The organism is Spartinivicinus marinus, from assembly GCF_026309355.1.
GTDB classification, from domain to species: Bacteria; Pseudomonadota; Gammaproteobacteria; order Pseudomonadales; family Zooshikellaceae; genus Spartinivicinus; species Spartinivicinus marinus.
Genome location: NZ_JAPJZK010000001.1, coordinates 2,902,355 through 2,919,401, shown reverse-complemented (window position 1 = coordinate 2,919,401; position 17,047 = coordinate 2,902,355). Strand labels below are relative to the sequence as shown.

Annotated in this window: 15 protein-coding genes and 1 other RNA gene; 9 read left to right on the top strand and 7 right to left on the bottom strand. The window is 42.1% G+C overall.

The features are described 5' to 3' along the window. The first annotated feature begins 354 nt into the window (after positions 1-354). Positions 355-1,269, top strand: coding sequence for a LysR substrate-binding domain-containing protein (locus tag OQE68_RS13140; RefSeq protein ID WP_180568149.1), 915 nt, complete (start codon positions 355-357; stop codon positions 1,267-1,269). A 107-nt stretch (positions 1,270-1,376) separates the two neighbouring features. Here the strand turns inward: OQE68_RS13140 and rpiA are convergent, their stop codons facing one another. Then, positions 1,377-2,051 (bottom strand): ribose-5-phosphate isomerase RpiA, encoded by a 675-nt coding sequence (rpiA, locus tag OQE68_RS13135; RefSeq protein ID WP_180568150.1) that lies wholly within the window; start codon positions 2,049-2,051, stop codon positions 1,377-1,379. A gap of 318 nt (positions 2,052-2,369) precedes the next feature. Here rpiA and ilvA point away from each other — a divergent pair, with 318 nt between their 5' ends. Beyond that, a complete protein-coding gene (gene ilvA, locus OQE68_RS13130; protein ID WP_180568151.1) occupies positions 2,370-3,890 on the top strand; it encodes a threonine ammonia-lyase, biosynthetic in 1,521 nt (506 codons plus the stop codon). 39 nt (positions 3,891-3,929) lie between these two features. Here the strand turns inward: ilvA and OQE68_RS13125 are convergent, their stop codons facing one another. Together OQE68_RS13125 and OQE68_RS13120 are read right to left on the bottom strand one after the other, a co-directional pair. Beyond that, positions 3,930-6,377 carry a sensor domain-containing diguanylate cyclase gene (locus OQE68_RS13125; protein WP_180568152.1) on the bottom strand — a complete coding sequence of 816 codons (2,448 nt, stop codon included), beginning with the start codon at positions 6,375-6,377 and terminating at the stop codon, positions 3,930-3,932. Between the two features lie 229 nt (positions 6,378-6,606). Beyond that, entirely contained in the window at positions 6,607-7,077 is a 471-nt protein-coding gene (locus OQE68_RS13120) for an EVE domain-containing protein (protein ID WP_180568153.1), read from the bottom strand. A 450-nt stretch (positions 7,078-7,527) separates the two neighbouring features. Here OQE68_RS13120 and OQE68_RS13115 point away from each other — a divergent pair, with 450 nt between their 5' ends. After that, on the top strand, positions 7,528-7,710 hold the full coding sequence (locus OQE68_RS13115; RefSeq protein ID WP_180568070.1) for a hypothetical protein: 183 nt from the start codon (positions 7,528-7,530) through the stop codon (positions 7,708-7,710). A gap of 111 nt (positions 7,711-7,821) precedes the next feature. Here the strand turns inward: OQE68_RS13115 and OQE68_RS13110 are convergent, their stop codons facing one another. From OQE68_RS13110 to OQE68_RS13095, 4 genes are all read right to left on the bottom strand, one after another. Continuing rightward, positions 7,822-8,457 (bottom strand): 5-formyltetrahydrofolate cyclo-ligase, encoded by a 636-nt coding sequence (locus tag OQE68_RS13110; protein WP_266195676.1) that lies wholly within the window; start codon positions 8,455-8,457, stop codon positions 7,822-7,824. Between the two features lie 81 nt (positions 8,458-8,538). Further along, positions 8,539-8,718: non-coding RNA, 6S RNA (gene ssrS / locus OQE68_RS13105), on the bottom strand. A 55-nt stretch (positions 8,719-8,773) separates the two neighbouring features. Next, positions 8,774-9,094: a cell division protein ZapA gene (locus tag OQE68_RS13100; RefSeq protein ID WP_180568154.1), complete on the bottom strand. Its 321-nt coding sequence runs from the start codon at positions 9,092-9,094 to the stop codon at positions 8,774-8,776. Continuing rightward, positions 9,091-9,300, bottom strand: coding sequence for a TIGR02449 family protein (locus tag OQE68_RS13095; RefSeq protein WP_180568155.1), 210 nt, complete (start codon positions 9,298-9,300; stop codon positions 9,091-9,093). Before OQE68_RS13095 ends, OQE68_RS13100 begins: the two co-directional genes overlap by 4 nt. 221 nt (positions 9,301-9,521) lie before the next feature. On the opposite strand from OQE68_RS13095, the gene OQE68_RS13090 reads away from it, so the two are divergent. The 6 genes from OQE68_RS13090 (at position 9,522) to OQE68_RS13065 (ending at position 16,972) form a co-directional block, all read left to right on the top strand. Next, positions 9,522-10,109: a UPF0149 family protein gene (locus tag OQE68_RS13090; protein WP_180568156.1), complete on the top strand. Its 588-nt coding sequence runs from the start codon at positions 9,522-9,524 to the stop codon at positions 10,107-10,109. A 33-nt stretch (positions 10,110-10,142) separates the two neighbouring features. Next, the gene (gene pepP, locus OQE68_RS13085) at positions 10,143-11,465 is read left to right on the top strand and encodes a Xaa-Pro aminopeptidase (RefSeq protein ID WP_180568157.1); all 1,323 of its coding nucleotides are present in this window, start codon (positions 10,143-10,145) and stop codon (positions 11,463-11,465) included. Positions 11,466-11,529: 64 nt separating this feature from the next. After that, positions 11,530-12,777 (top strand): 2-octaprenyl-6-methoxyphenyl hydroxylase, encoded by a 1,248-nt coding sequence (gene ubiH / locus OQE68_RS13080; protein ID WP_180568158.1) that lies wholly within the window; start codon positions 11,530-11,532, stop codon positions 12,775-12,777. Positions 12,778-12,842: 65 nt separating this feature from the next. Then, positions 12,843-14,084: a UbiH/UbiF/VisC/COQ6 family ubiquinone biosynthesis hydroxylase gene (locus OQE68_RS13075; protein ID WP_180568159.1), complete on the top strand. Its 1,242-nt coding sequence runs from the start codon at positions 12,843-12,845 to the stop codon at positions 14,082-14,084. Positions 14,085-14,231: 147 nt separating this feature from the next. Beyond that, complete coding sequence (locus OQE68_RS13070; RefSeq protein WP_180568160.1) at positions 14,232-15,245, top strand: extracellular solute-binding protein; 1,014 nt, start codon at positions 14,232-14,234, stop codon at positions 15,243-15,245. A gap of 122 nt (positions 15,246-15,367) precedes the next feature. After that, the gene (locus OQE68_RS13065; protein WP_180568161.1) at positions 15,368-16,972 is read left to right on the top strand and encodes an ABC transporter permease; all 1,605 of its coding nucleotides are present in this window, start codon (positions 15,368-15,370) and stop codon (positions 16,970-16,972) included. Positions 16,973-17,047: the final 75 nt, after the last annotated feature.

The following is a 17,047-nucleotide window of genomic DNA, read 5'->3' as shown; positions in this document are numbered from 1 at the left end:
GACCCTAATGGGAGTTAATAAGGGCATCAGCACATTCTCTACCTAGAGTTTCAACCTACCTGGATAGGTTTCAGCGACCAGGCACACTACAAGAGGTTTGGGCCAACGGTTGTGTGGGTACCTGGCTAAGTCGGAGCGCTGGTATCTGTGCTGATTAGGACCACTGACCCTCGCTTGAAGGACACAACCACTTAAAGGGCGCAATCAGCCCAAATACCCAGATATTTTGACATCTGGCGAAATATTTAGGCTCGGGTTATGATCAAGCAAACGTCAACGGACGCTTATTAATTTATTACTATCTCTTATTAACTATCAAACGATATTAATTCATGGTAGGTATGACAAAAACACATGTCTTGGCGAAGAAAAAACTTACCACCCCTAAAAGCCTTGCGTGCCTTCGAGGCCGCAGCGCGTCATGGCAGCTTTACTGAAGCAGCCACTGAGTTATTTGTTACCCAAGGCGCTATCAGTCGCCAAGTAAAAACCCTGGAAGACTTCTTCAACTGCCAACTATTTAAACGTACTTCCAGGGGATTGCAATTAACGCCTTCTGGTCACGACTTATTTCAAACACTTTCTGAATCCTTTGACGCTATTTGCCGTACAACAGACTATTTATTACAACCACGCAATCGATTAAATGTAGTTGTGCCTCCTACTTTCTCTGTTAAATGGTTATTGCCCCGGCTGGCTAAGTTTCAGCAGCTTCAGCCCAATATCGAGCTATCTCTTACTACTATGTGGGAGCAACATCATTATGATGTACAGCATGAGTTTCAGGCTGCTATTGTGAATGATGCTATCGTTGAAGTACCAAACCATGCTATTCCATTATTTAAAGAAACCATGGCACCTGTTTGTTCACCTGCTTTTTTAGCAAAGCATGAAATAAGCAATATCAGTGGACTTAGCACAGTTAATCTGCTTCATCCTACCCGAGACAAAACAGACTGGAAAAACTGGTTAAACGCCAACCATGTTAATAATATTGATACCGATAGTGGCTTAGTGTTTGATGCTATGGAACTAGCTATTAGTGCAGCTGTACGAGGTCATGGCGTTGCGATGGTTGACTTAACCATGGTGCAGGAAGAGCTTGAATTAGGTTATCTAGTAAAACCTTTCGATGAGTCGCTTGAAAATGGTATTGGTTATTTTTTGGTTCACTCTTTCGAGCAGCGATTTCAGCAACAAATAGAGGCGTTTAAAAACTGGTTATTTACTGAAATAGCGCTAGACCAACAAAGCGAGCCTAGCACTTAAGGGCTGATTTTCGGCAGGCCATCAGCATGCCTTCAAACCAACCCCTTGATTGCGAATTTACCAGAAGGCCAGAGACAGCAAACAATGATTAGAGGTGCCCCTAGATATTATTTCGCTTTTAAGGTTTTAACCCCTTCTTGGGTGCCAAGTAATAGGATGTCAGCAGGACGTCTGGCAAATAGACCATTAGTTACCACACCAACAATTTGGTTAATGGCTTCTTCTAGCTGAACGGCAGAGCCAATATCTAGGTTCCATACATCCAAGATGATGTTGCCATTATCTGTGACAGTGCCGTCTCGATAAACAGGGTCACCACCTAACTTAACCAGCTCTCGTGCTACATAACTGCGAGCCATTGGTATTACCTCAACCGGTAAAGGAAAAGCGCCCAACTTACCTACCAGTTTTGACTCATCTGCAATACAAATAAACTGCTCAGCCACAGCGGCTACAATTTTTTCACGAGTCAGCGCTGCACCACCTCCCTTAATTAAGTGCAGGTGCTCATTAGCCTCATCCGCCCCGTCGATATACCACTTGATTTCGCTGACCACATTCAGGTCATAAACAGGAATACCATGCCCTTTTAAACGCTCTGCACTTGCTTGGGAGCTAGCTACAGCACCATCAAAGCGATCTTTATAAGCAGCCAATGCATCAATAAAGTAATTGGCCGTTGAGCCAGTGCCAACTCCAACGATACTGTCTTCTTCCAATTGGTCAACAATCTGCTCAAGGGCAGTTTGTGCTACAGCCTGCTTTAATTCATCTTGGTTCATGAGTGTGTGTTCCTGGGAGGAGATTAATCAGTTAGCACATTATCCTACAAATAATCAGGATTTCCAGGCTACTCTTGTATTCTTAGCTCAAACAGTGTGAAATGCTGAGTTTATAATTATTTGGCACCATTTGCGCCAATATAATATATAGCCAAAGTGAATGGTTTTTAGGGGCGGCCGTCGAGCGATAAAGCCCCATGAGTTTATACAAAATAAATGATTGGGGTGAAGAGCGACGACAACAAACCCTAAAAATCATTCGCGAAGGATATACAAATTCAATTCCATATAGTTTAAATCAGTGTCTTAGTTATTATTATGCTTCAACCGTATGTAAAAAAAATTCTCGAAGCCCCTGTTTATGATATAGCAGTAGAAACTCCGCTAGATCATGCCACCTTTTTATCTGAAAGACTGCGAAACTCAATTTTAATTAAGCGAGAAGATTTACAGCCGGTATTTTCATTTAAAATTCGTGGTGCCTATAACCGAGTTGTACAACTCACCAAAGCCGAACAGCAACGAGGAGTTATTGCTGCATCTGCGGGTAATCACGCTCAAGGGTTAGCCTTAGCTGCACAGCGGCTTGGTATTAAAGCAGTCATTGTAATGCCACAAACCACCCCCGAAATTAAAGTAAAAGCCGTAAAGTCTCGGGGGGCAGATGTTATTCTTCATGGTGATGCATTTGATCAAGCTTTAGCTTACTCCATGCAGTTAGTGGAGAAGCATGGTTACGTTTATATTCATCCTTATGATGATATCGATACCATTGCTGGCCAAGGCACTATTGGTATGGAAATCCTCCGCCAGCATTCCGGGCCAATTGACGCCATCTTTGTACCTGTTGGTGGTGGTGGTTTAATTGCAGGTATTGCTGCTTATGTAAAATATTTGCGCCCAGAAACCCAAATTATTGGGGTGGAGTATGAAGAGTCTGCTTGTCTTAAAGCTGCTCTGGAAGCTGGGGAAAGAGTTGTTTTACCTCAAGTGGGTATTTTTGCTGATGGTGTTGCAGTTGCTCAAATCGGGCAGGAAACATTTGAAGTATGTAAGCATTACGTTGATGAAGTGATTACGGTGACTGCTGACGAAATCTGTGCCGCAATTAAAGACATCTACGATGATACCCGTTCGATCACGGAACCTGCTGGTGCTCTAGGTATTGCAGGCATTAAAAAGTATGTAGAACGCAAACAAATTAACGGGCAAACCTTATTAGCTATTGATAGCGGTGCCAATGTTAACTTTGATCGGCTACGCTATATCTCTGAGCGTGCAGAACTAGGAGAGCGCCGTGAAGCAATCATTGCAGTAACAATTCCAGAAAAACCCGGTAGTTTCAAAACGTTTTGCCAAACCTTAGGCAAGCGAAATATCACTGAATTTAACTATCGCTATTACGATAATAAACAGGCACATATTTTTGTTGGCGTGCAAACCAAGCCCGATACTGATACCAAAGAGCAGCTCGTTCAACAGTTGCAGGATGCAGGCTACCCTGTTGTTGATTTAAGTGATAATGAAATGGCAAAACTACATATTCGTCATATGGTTGGCGGCCATGCAGAAGCCGTAAAAGACGAAGTAGTTTATCGATTTGAGTTTCCTGAGCGGCCTGGCGCACTACTTAACTTTTTAAACAAGCTAGGGCAACGCTGGAATATTTCCATGTTCCATTACCGCAACCATGGAGCTGCTTATGGCAGGGTAGTGGTTGGTCTGCAAGTACCCAGCAATGACCGCGAAAAAGTGCCTGCGTTTTTAACTGATATTGGCTATCACTACTGGGAAGAATCTGAAAACCCTGCTTATCAGCTGTTTTTATCAAATCAGTAGTTTTTATAGATAGTTAAAAGTGAAGATTTTTATGGACTATTAGCGAGTAAGGGTTAGTGGTGGTTTTTCATCCTGGTGCGAGCAGGTGCGATTACGTCCTTGCTTTTTAGCCTGCATAAGCGCTGCTTCTGCTTGTCTCAATAATTCGTGACTACTGCTACCTGGTTGCGGGGTACAAGATGCTAAACCAATGCTTAAGGTAATATAGGTCGAAACATCTGAAAGGGGATGGCTAATGTAAGCATCCCCAATATTATGATGAATTCGGCGCGCAATTTCCTGAGCGCCTCGTAAATCAGTTTCAGGCAAAATTGCGGCAAACTCACCGCCACCATATCGAGCCAGTAAATCAGTACTACGAGTAATTGAACGCTTAAGAATACTCGCAATATCCTTCAAACAAATATCTCCTTGCTGATGCCCTTGGCTGTCATTATATTTTTTAAATCTATCTAAATCTGTCATCATGAGAGCAATAGGTTCATTTTGTCGAATGGCTCGGCTCCACTCCTCCTCAAGACAATTATCAAAATGCTTGCGATTAAATAGTCCGGTTAACGAGTCCCGAGTGGCTAAATTAATTAAGCGTTGCTCCATCTCTTTATTTGCAGTGACATCATGAGCCACAATTATTAAGTATTTTTTATGATGATGGTTAACCATGCGAGTTGTTATTTCTACCTGTAAAGCGCCGCCATCTTTTTTTATTACTTCCATTTGATAGATATTTGAGGTGAGTTTTCGTCGAGAGCTCATCGCTTTCTTTATTACTCGGTCCATTTTTTCAGCAATAAGCGTTCCTTCCTCGAGTGCTGCAACAAACTCTTCTTCTGTATAACCTAATGAAGCATAAGTGGACGTATTATAATAAAGCAGGTCTCTTGTTTCAGGGTCTACCACCATCAGTGCATCACGCGACTGATTAATCAGATCAAAAAACAGTTCAAGCTGAGTATTACTTTCCTTGAGTGTTTTTTCTGTTTCATTGCTCCTTGCAACTTCCTCCTTTAAACTGCTAATCGCTTGCTCAGCCGTACGGTCATCTAAATAAGAGCGACGCAATAGCACGATGCTGGTGCAAATCATCATGGTAAAAATAAAGCCTGAAAATAACACAACGGTTGGAAGCAATGATCGACTGCGGCTTACCAGTTCTGCACTAGGGTACGCTTGTACAACCCAAGGAGAGTGCTGATTAGGGTTAATCGTATGTTCAGCTGCTGGTTTACCAAAAAAGCCGCTGGGTTTTAGCACAGTAGATGAGAAATAAATAACCTTATTCCTTTCTCTAATCTCAAAATAAAATCCCTTATAAATAGGCAGCTGAGTGATACTTTCAACTAATGCTTTAACCCGAAATACTGCCACAATATAGCCATGAAAGCGGCCAGTTAAATCAAAGATAGGCGTATAATTAATAAAACCCTCCCCTCCCTGTTTCAACTGAATAACTTGAGTAATCACACTGGTTTTACTGCTAAAGGCGCGACGTAAATGCACTACGGCCGGATTATCAGCGGGCACTCGAAAATTCAATGCCTGTTCATTGCCTTCATAAGGGACCAACCAACGAATTTGGTAATCGGAGTCCATCCATTCTATCGCTTGAAACTCTGGGAAATCCTTCAGCAGTTGATTTGCATCAGCCATCCAGGTCGTCTTATCCATATCACCCTGGTGTGACCAGCGGGCAGCCATTCGCTCAACAGCTTTGCGTTGAGTATTCAAAATAGACGATATTCCATTCCCCAACTGCTGTGCAGTATGTTGTGCATGATGCGTTAAAAACCGTAAATCTTTTTTCTCCATGATTAAGGCAAATAACGTTGAGATAATGACCAGCACAATCGCCAAATAACCAGCAATCCACTGCGGTATTTTATCCTGAACGGTAGCCTGCCAGTTGGTGAAGGCTGCCAGTAAGCACAGTCCTATTGTTATTAGAGCAATATTGATCAGCAGACTGAAGCTTAGAATTTGAGCAAAACCATAGCTATCTGGCAGCTTTAGCGCCATCGCGATTAGCCCTGATGCACCAAAAATTAAGGGTATAGCAGCCAAACCACATTTATATAAGTGTGAGTTGCTAAAAAGAGGTAGTTTATCTGGTTTGATTAGGCATAACGCTGCACACACCAGGCTAACCGTGACACTGCCAGGTATCGCTATAACCTCATGATCATCCCCATCCAATGTTAATAGCTCATTCTCAACATAAAACTGTTGAATAGAAATGCCTTCAAATAGCGAGAACAATGCAGAAACAATAGCCACACAAGCGATGCCAATTGCCAGCCAGGCATTATGGAGACGGGCTACCATACCTATCCCTAGTAACATCAAACTGATAGCCACAGGTTGAGAAATTTCAGATACAAAAAGATAAACGCTGATGAGGGATACTAATAAGCCACCACCAACATTAATCCACTTAACTAAACTCGATTCTGTTGTAGGGGATAACACAGCTGCCCTTTCCTGCTCCATATTTCAAGCATAGTCACAACCGATTTAGTTGGCTAGAGCTTAATATACAGGCTTGTTATCCACTATTTTACTATTAATCAACTGATTGGCGAACTCATGTTATATGCATAAAACTGGTAAACGTCTTCAAAGTCATTTATTTTCTGGCAAGGTACTTTTTTGTAGTCATTGTGGACTGGTACCAAGAAAAACCAATGTCACCAGTGAAACAGTTATTACTTTATTAAACTCACCGACCAGGCACCATAGCTAAAATTTCATTCCACTGTTTTTCAGCTACTGGCATGATTGATAAGCGACTACCTCTTTGTACAAGTGGTAAATCCTTTAACAGAGGATTTTCCTTTAAGTGCTGCAACGAAACCAAGTGTGTGAACTTTTCTACAAACCGGATATCTACCATAAACCAGCGAGGATTATCGACTGTACTTTTTGGGTCAAAATAAGCGGAGTCCGGATCAAGTGCCGTATGATCTGGGTAAGCTTCTTTGACGACTTTCGCTATTCCTGCAATTCCAGTGTTTTTGCAACTGGAGTGATAAAAAAACACCAAATCCCCTTTGTGCATTTGATCACGCATCATATTTCTCGCCTGATAATTTCTTACCCCATCCCAGTGCTCTGTTTGATTAGGGCAATTGGCAAGATCGTCTATACTGAAAACACCGGGTTCAGACTTCATTAACCAGTAATTTGGCATGTAAGAAATATTCCTTGCGTTTTATATGCTAATTGGTTTTACTTCACACATATTTTAAACTGTGGCTATAGTCACGTTCATTCAATTAACTAATGAGTACAATTAAACCACAATGCTCATACGGCACATGTGAAGTACTTAGTCAGTGACTTACTTAGAGATCAATGTACTTCGTAGTCAAAGTACTTAGTAACTCAGGCCATTGGTGACTAGCAAACAACTAATACAAATAAGCGATAAATTTGCTACATAGACAATTGTTACATACATGGACCACAAAACAAGTAGCAATTTGCTCACCACAGTTTACTAGAACGTGTGTAGTAACACCGCTGAGAAAGATTAAAAGTCTCAGTGTGGCAATAAAAGAGCTTGTGACTGTCTTGCATACTGCAAAGACCACTTGGGGAAATTTAGTAATTAACTGAAAAACCAGCAGGGTTAGTGGAAATGACACAAAAAAACAAACCTGATTTTATGCTGGTGTTAGTTTTTATTTTTGGCTTGGGGGTGCTAACCACAGGTTTTGCTCAAATGACTTTGTCAAAAAGTTCAGCTGAGCTCGCCACCGTTACAAATAATGCTACACCAACAGTAAACCAATCAAACACCAAAACACAACGCACACTATAAATAGGTATACTCAAATAAATCCAGAGTACATAATTGCTTACTAGCAAGTCATTTAGCACTCCGACACCACTACATTGTTGTCTAGTGGTACACTTGCCTGCTAGCCATACCTTACCTAGCTATATAGTAATTACTATCGCTGGCAATTCCTGCCAGCGGAATATCCCAGCTAGCAGTGGGTAGTTTATCCACTTGTTGGCACTCATGGGCCAAACCTACCAAATTAGGGCGAGGCTTCAATGGATTTTTCACAATAAATTCAAAGGTTCTGTCATAAAAACCTCCCCCCATTCCTAAACGGCCTCCATATTGATCAAAGCCTACCAACGGCAACAATACTAAGTCCATCGCCCAAGCAGACTTTAGACGCTCAGTTCGTACAGTTGGTTCCAATATATTAAAGCGGTTAGGTGCTAGTTTTGTCTTCGGCCTATAACGAAGAAACCACAATCGATTATGATAAATAGGATGCAACACGGGTAAATAACAGTGTTTATTCATTTCCCAAGCTGCTTCAATTATTTTCAGGGGATTAATTTCACCATCATTCGCTAAATATACTGCTATATGTTTAGCCTTCAGAAATTCTGGTCTATTTAATAAAACTTTAAGTAGTCGCTGGCTAGCTAACTGTTGTTGCTGAAAAGTAAGTGCCTGACGAGCTTGACGCAACTGAGCTCTCAACTGTGTTCGTGACATAGGGTTTTGGACGTCTGATGAGTCCTCTAGCTGATTACAATCTAGCACCAGGATTTCTTTATCTGTTGTCTGGTTTTTAGTTATTATTAGCCGGTGTTGTTAGTGGAGGATAAACTACTGGAGTTAAAACCGCCCCCCAATCCGCCGCTGTCAATTGGGCCCTTGAACCCTAGGTTCAAGGTGGTGGCTGCTGAGATGTTTTGGGCTTTCCGCCTATAGCGGACTTGCACGCCGACACCTGCAAGGAGCCTCCAGTTCCTAAATTATCGGCTCAGGGACATTCATGACTGGCCAACAGAGCAGGGAGCTTGATTTCATTATATCGATTTGAGTTAGATTGTCGCCCCTTTTTTTATGAAAATTTCTAATCAAAAGCAGGCGTATCACCATCTGTTAATACTTGTTCGACTTTATCCAGCAAGGACTGCAACTGTGCTTGGGTATCTTCTTCTGCTAGCTGCCGCTGCTGGGCTAGCTGTAATAGTTCATGAGCAATATTCAATGCTGCCATGACAGCAATCCGCTCCAATCCAACCACAGCACCTCTTTCCCGAATCTCTCGCATTTTGTTATCTAGGTACTGGGCTGCATCAACCAGAGCACGCTGCTCTTCAGGTTTACAACTTACCCGATACCCTTTATCTAAAATATTAACTGTTGCTGTTTGTGTTGTTGTGTCACTCATGATTCTTGTTCCAGCGTTCTTAACCGAGTGATCATCGCCTCAACCTTAGTGCGGGCAATTTCATTTTTTTCTATCAAATATACCCGCTCTTCACGCCACTGCTGTTCATTGGCACGAAGCTGAGCATTTTCCTGTTTTAATTGTTCGCACAAGGCGACCAACTGTTCAATTTTATTTGCAAGCTGCTGAAATAAGTGATGATCCATTTTAAACGACTAAGGTATCAGGGTATAAGGCTTGCGATTACTATAGTGGGCCGTTCTGTCAGGGTCAATCCAACACCAGCTATTTCAACGCCTTCCTTTTAATATTAGGTTTTAAAATTACTCTTTATATCAGTAATCGCTTCACTCTTAAGGTGTACAGTAGTTTGCAATACCCTCAAATGTTAGGATAGAGACAAACTAAACATCTAGGTAGAATTGCAATGACAAATGCAGCTCAAACTTCTTCAGCAACTATTAGCTTTGATGATGTTGCTAACCTGTTTGTTTCATTGGAGCTGTTTGCCTCTCCAGCTGAATTACATGGTTTGTTAACAGGTATGCTAGCAGGTGGCCTGAAGTTATCAGCCGATAGCTGGCTTTGCCAAGTTCAACAACTGTTGGATATTGAAGAAGTGTTGCCTGATCAGGCTAAGGTTTTGCTAGTTTCCTTATATCAGCAAACAGAGGAGCAGTTGGCTGACCCTGAATACGGCTTTCGTTTGTTACTGCCAGATGACAACGCTGAATTGGAAAGTCGTCTGAAAGAACTCTCTAACTGGACTCATAGTTTTTTAGCTGGGTTTGGTTTATCTGGCCAGCAACAAGCCCAACTATCTACTGATGTAAAAGACATTCTTTTAGACTTTACTGAAATTTCACAAGTACAAAGTGAAGACATAGAAGAAGCAGACTCTAATGAAATGGACTGGCACCAGGTCACTGAATATGTCCGTATTAACGCAATACTGGTGTTTAGTGAGTGTGGCCCAAAAGGCTCTACTGAAAAAAGTGACAACCAGCTTCACTAGTTTGAATATACTAATTAGGGGTTAAACATAATAATGAAACAGCTACCCACTTCAGAATACAAACAACGTCGCTCCAATTTAATGGCAGAAATGGACGACAACAGTATTGCAATAATACCTTCAGCCCCCATCCAAATCCGCAATAGAGATGTTGATTACCCTTATCGACAAGACAGTGATTTTTATTATTTGTCAGGTTTTCCTGAACCTGAAGCGGTGCTAGTACTTATTCCAGGGCGTAGCCATGGCGAAGCCATTTTATTTTGCCGAGAAAAAGATCCAGAAAAAGAATTATGGGAAGGCTTACGAGCAGGCCAAGAAGGTGCTTGTGAAAAATACGGCTTTGATGATGCCTTTCCAGTCAGCGATATTGATGAAATATTACCAGGGCTAATTGAAGGCAAGTCTCGTGTTTATTATGAAATAGGCACCAATGAGATTTTTGACCGCCGAATGATGAGCTGGATTAATTCCATCAAAGCCAAAACTAAACAGGGGGCAGTTCCACCAGGCGAGTTTGTTGCACTTGACCATATTCTGCATGAAATGCGTATTTTTAAGAGTAAAGCAGAAATAGCGCTTATGAAAAAGGCAGCGGAAATTTCTGCCAATGCCCACTTAAGAGCTATGAAGGCCTGCCAACCTGGCTGTTATGAATATCAACTCGAAGCAGAGCTACTGCATGAGTTTGTTTACAATGGCTGTCGTGCAGTAGCCTATAACAGTATAGTTGGTGGTGGCGTTAATGCTTGCATACTACATTACACTGAAAATAATGATGTGTTGGCTGATGGTGATTTAGTACTGATTGATGCAGGCTGTGAGCTAGACCATTACGCCTCTGATATTACCCGAACTTTTCCGGTTAATGGCAAATTTAGCAAAGAGCAGCGAGCCATTTATGAACTGGTATTAAAAGCTCAATTAGCTGCAATTGAAGCAGTCCAACCAGGTAATCATTTTAATCAGCCCAATGATGTAACAGTGCAAGTAATCACTGAAGGGTTAGTTGAACTTGGTTTGCTCTCAGGTGATGTTGAACAACTAATTAAAGAAGAAAAATATAAACCTTTTTATATGCACAAAGCGGGTCACTGGCTGGGCATGGATGTACATGATGTGGGTGAATATAAAATTGATGGTGAATGGCGTAAATTAGAGCCCGGCATGGTACTCACCATTGAGCCCGGTATTTATATTGCCCCTGATAATGAAGATGTAGAAAAACGCTGGCGTGGCATTGGGGTAAGAATAGAAGACGATCTAGTCGTTACTGAATCTAGCCATATAGTCCTGTCAGCAGATGTGCCTAAAGAAGTTGCAGCAATAGAAGCTTTAATGGCCAAGTCAGCTTAAAGGTATTGTGAAAAGTGATGAGTGCCGTAGTTTTACAGCATACTCCATTAGTCGGTGATGCTAAATGACTCAAACTAACCAGCCTGACAATCATTTTCCTGTGGTGATCATTGGAGGCGGCATGGTAGGTGCTTCATTAGCGCTTGCCCTGCAAACTAGTCTAGCTAAACATAGTAACTCGCCTCCTATGCCTGTGGCGATTATTGAGCCTTACCCAGCCAATCAGCTGAGCCAGCAACCTAGTTATGATGCTCGTTCTACTGCATTATCTCTTGGTAGTCAGTTGTTATTAGAGCAGTTAGCCGTTTGGCAGTCACTGGCTCAGCATGCAACAGCAATCAAGCATATTCATGTGTCAGACCAGGGCCGGTTTGGCTTTACCCGAATGAGTGCAGATGAGTATCAACTGGATGCCTTCGGCTATGTGGTGGCAAATCAGCAGTTGGGACAAAGTTTATTCAAAGTAATCCAGCAATACCCTGCTATTGAGTTATTATCACCAGCAACTGCCAGCCAAGTAAAACCTTTACCAACAGGCTATGCCATTGAAGTACAACAGGGAGAGAAAAAAAGCTGGCTAACGACAGACTTGCTGGTAATTGCAGATGGCGGTCGTTCGCCATTAATCACCCAGCTGGGTATTAATGTGCAGTGTACGGATTATCACCAAACAGCCATTATTGCCAATGTAACAACCTCAAAACCTAATCAAGGCCAGGCCTTTGAGCGCTTTACTGAACAAGGCCCCATGGCTTTGCTGCCATTAGCTAAAAATCATTCAGCATTGATTTGGTCTATATACCAGGATCAAGCCCAGCAGTGGCTGGAAGCAACAGACAGCCACTTTCTTGAGTCATTACAAAAACATTTTGGTTACCGCCTAGGCCGCTTTACTAAAATAGGGCAGCGCTTCTATTACCCGCTCTCATTAAAATACAGCTCTGAGCAAATTCGACCTGGACTGGTGGTATTAGGTAATGCAGCACATGCCTTACATCCTGTGGCAGGTCAAGGCTTTAACCTGGCATTAAGAGATACCCTACAACTGGCGAACTTATTAAAAGACAGCTGGGAGCAACACGGAGCCATCAATGACTATGCCATTCTGCGTCGTTATTTAGCTTTACAAGAAAGTGATCAAATAATCACAATGCTTGGTAGTGACTGGCTAGTAAAAGCTTTCAGCAACCAACATACTGGACTATCCGTTGTTAGAAATATTGGTTTAGTTGGGCTAGATCTATTATCGGAAGCAAAAACTATTTTTACCAAGCAAGCAATGGGTGTCGGTTTTAACCAAACAAGCATTTAGCTTAGCAGCTTAACCTCAAATTAGCTTCAAGTTCCCTACCAAGCACGGATTATAGAGCGCGATTTATGAATAATATTAATACCACAGACATTATCATTATTGGTGGTGGACTGGTTGGTGCTACTTTGGCTCTAGCTTTGGCAAAAACCACTTCTCTCAGTATTGCTTTAGTTGATGCCTCCCCAATCCCCATCGAAAAACCTGATACATCAACTGCTGTGTTTGATAACCGGGTTAGCGCCCTAACCCATGCATCTTATAAGCTACTGGATAATCTTGGAGCCTGGAATGCTATTCAACAATCAAGAGTGCAACCTTTCCAACATATGATGGTTTGGGATGCTGAGGGAACCGGCCAGGTAAATTTTGATGCTGACTTAGTGCAACAACAGCAACTGGGGTATATTGCAGAAAACTCAGTTATTGTCAGTGCACTTCACCAGCAACTAAGCCAATACGATAGTATCAAACTAATCCCTAACAGCTCATTTAGTGAGTTAGTTGAAAATAGTGCTGAACAAGTAGTGATTAAACTCGCTACAGGCCAGCAATTAAAGGCCAAATTGGCTGTAGCCGCTGATGGGGCTCACTCCAAGCTACGCAGTCAAGCGAATATTCCACTATCAGAGCAAGACTATCGTCATCATTCATTAGTTAGCACCATACAAGCTGAGCATTATCATAATGATACCGCTTATCAGGCATTTTTACCTTCAGGCCCACTAGCCTTACTACCATTAGCCTCACAACAAAATCAGCACTTTGTCTCTATTGTCTGGTCAAGTTTTCCTGACCATATTCAGCATTTAAAAACTATTGATGAAGAGGCATTTTTGAGTGAATTATATGCTGCAACTGAAGGCTGTTTAGGTCAATTAATCAGCTGCTCTGAGCGAGTAAGTTTTCCACTAAGGTATCGTCATGCTCAATGCTATCATAATGACAGGGTGGTTCTGATTGGTGATGCCGGGCATACCATTCACCCATTGGCTGGACAAGGCGTCAACTTAGGTTTGTTAGATGCAGCTGTGTTAGCAGAAGAAATACAGCAGGCCTCTCAGCGAGGGGGGAGTTACAGCAATCCTCATATTTTGGAACGCTACGAGCGGCGGCGGCGAGGCCATAACCTGTTAATAGCAACCGCCATGCAAGGCTTTCAAGAGCTATTTCACCATGACAACCTTGCCCTACGAGTGTTGCGTAATAAAGGAATGAAGCTAGTGGATGGTTTGGCACCTCTTAAACAAAAACTTATCCAACAGGCAATGTTAATTGATAACAACCAATTACCTGAGTTAGCGCAATAACTAAAGCTAGTGCAATGAGAGCTATCTAACAGTTGTTTATAAAAGGTAATTGATTGATCAAATGCTAATCATTATCATTGGTAGGTGTTAGCATTTCAATAATAACCCCAAATAAAGAATCTCAAATAAATGAGTTAAGGTTTTCTCATGCTCAAATCTCTCAAGCACACCTGCCTGGCAGCTACTGCGGTTATCAGTGCATTCACCTCTATTTATGTAGCAGCTGAGGAAAAACTAGTCGTATATACCGCTCGTAAAGAGCATCTAGTAAAACCTATTTTTGACTTATACACCAAACAAACTGGTGTAAAAATTGACTATATTACTGATAGTGCTGGTCCTTTAATTACACGGCTTCAAGCTGAAGGTAAGAATACACCAGCAGATTTACTTATTACTGTTGATGCTGGCAACCTCTGGCAAGCTCAAGACAAGGGTGTATTACAGTCAGTTAAGTCCAAGACGTTAGAACAAAATATCCCTGCTCACCTACGCGACCCCAACAGCCACTGGTTTGGTTTATCAGTACGGGCTCGCACCATGGTATACGCCACTGACCGAGTAAAGCTGGAAGAACTATCAACCTACGCCAACCTAGCAGACAAAAAATGGGATGGCCGCCTGTGCTTACGCACGTCTAAGAAAGTGTATAACCAATCCTTAGTTGCCACTATTATTGAAAGACTAGGCAAAGAGAAAACTGAGCAAGTGGTTAAAGGCTGGGTAAATAACTTAGCAGCTCCTGTATTTTCTAACGACACGATGGCAATGGAAGCCGTTGCAGCAGGTCAATGTGATGTAACTGTCGTCAATACCTATTACTACGGTCGCTTATTAAAAGAAAAACCAGATACCAAGTTAAAGTTATTCTGGGCTAACCAGAAAACTACTGGTACACATGTGAATGTATCAGGTGCCGGAGTGACCAAATATGCTAAGCACAAAGCAGCTGCCGTGAAATTTTTGGAATGGTTAAGCACCCCCTCTGCACAAAAGATTTTTGCTGATGCTAATATGGAATACCCAGCTAATAGTGCAGTTAAACCAGCTAAGTTAGTGGCAAGCTGGGGAGAGTTTAAAGCAGACCAACTGAATGTTGATATTGCAGGCAGAAAACAAGCAGAAGCTATTAAACTGATGGATCGGGCCGGCTATAAATAACAACGTAATTTTGCGTATGGGCTACTAGTACTAGCTATCTTATTAATACACGCTACAATGCACAACGCTCGCCTTGGAAACTTGGCGGGCGTTTTGTTTTTTCAGTAGGTTATTCCTGTGCAATGACACATCATCGATTTTGGTTTTGGTTGGTTTGTGCTGTCGCTATCATCGTATTACTGCCAATCACGAATTTAATTATCAGCTGGAGCAATTTCCAAACAGATATCTGGCTTCATCTGATAGAAACTCAACTTGGCCAACTGTTGAGTAATACCTTTTGGCTGATTTTTGGTGTTTCTATTGGTGTGACAGTGCTTGGTGTAGGGCTAGCCTGGTTGACTGCCATGTGTGAGTTTCCTGGTCGTAAATGGCTGGACTGGGCATTAATGCTGCCTTTTGCGGTGCCAGCCTATGTAATGGCATTTGTATTTTTAGGAATATTTGAGTTCAGTGGCCCAATTCAAACCCAGTTGCGAGAATGGTTTGGGCCAGGCAATTATTTTCCAGCTATTCGCAGTACCGGTGGGGTGATCACGGTATTATCTCTGGTATTTTACCCTTACGTTTACATGCTAGCCCGAAGTGCCTTTATCAGCCAAGGCCGCGGCTTAATGGATGCTGCCCGTATTTTAGGTTTAACCCCCTGGCAGGCTTTTTTCAAAGTCACCTTACCGATGGCACGTCCTGCCATTGCGGCTGGTTTAGCCCTTGCACTAATGGAAACTCTGGCAGATTTTGGTGCTGTAGCCACATTTAATTACGACACCTTTACTACTGCTATTTATAAAGCTTGGTATGGTTTTTTTAATTTACAGGCTGCTGCTCAGCTAGCTACCTTATTATTGCTATTTGTTGCCTTAGCTGTTTTTATCGAAAAAAATGCGCGTGGCAGAGCCCGCTATAATCAAGATAGCCAACACCTATTTCATCGCTATCAACTCACTGGTTTGTTAGGTATTGCTGCAAGTTTATTTGCCTGCTTAGTTGTCTTAGTTGCCTTTATAATGCCAATAACTCAGTTGATTATCTGGGTGATTAAAACTGGTTTAACTGATTTTGATAGCCGCTTTTTATCCTTAGTTGGCCATAGTCTTAGTTTGGGCGCGATAGCAGCCGTCACTACAGTCACAATTGCCCTGTTGCTAGCAATTGCGCAAAAACAACCCAACCAGCGTTGGCTACCTAAAATGATTAATATTTCCACCTTAGGCTATGCTCTGCCAGGCTCAGTATTAGCTGTAGGAATAATGATGGGTTTTAGCTGGGTTGATAACCATATTTTTGCTGCATGGTTTAGTTGGATGGGAGAAGAGCCACGACAGGTGTTACTAGGAAGCCTGTTGGCATTAATTGTTGCTTATGGCATTCGCTTTTTAGCCGTTGCCTTTGGCCCAGTAGACAGCAGCTTATATAACATTAAGCCTTCAATCACTGAGGCGGCACGCAGCCTCGGCGCCAACTCAAAACGCATTATTTTACATATTTATTTGCCTATGATGACGCCCGGCGTGTTGACTGGAGCACTGCTGGTATTTGTTGATGTATTAAAAGAAATGCCCGCAACCTTACTAATGCGACCTTTTGGCTGGGATACCCTAGCAGTAAGAGTATATGAAATGACATCTGAAGGTGAGTGGGCAAGAGCTGCTCTACCAGCACTGACGTTAGTGATTGTTGGTTTATTGCCTGTTATTTTATTAATGCGACGCTCGAATAAGTATTAACATGTATTTTTTTGTAGTTTACTTTAGTTAATCTACGATAATACAAACTAACCAATTACAACAAAAGCAGCCTAA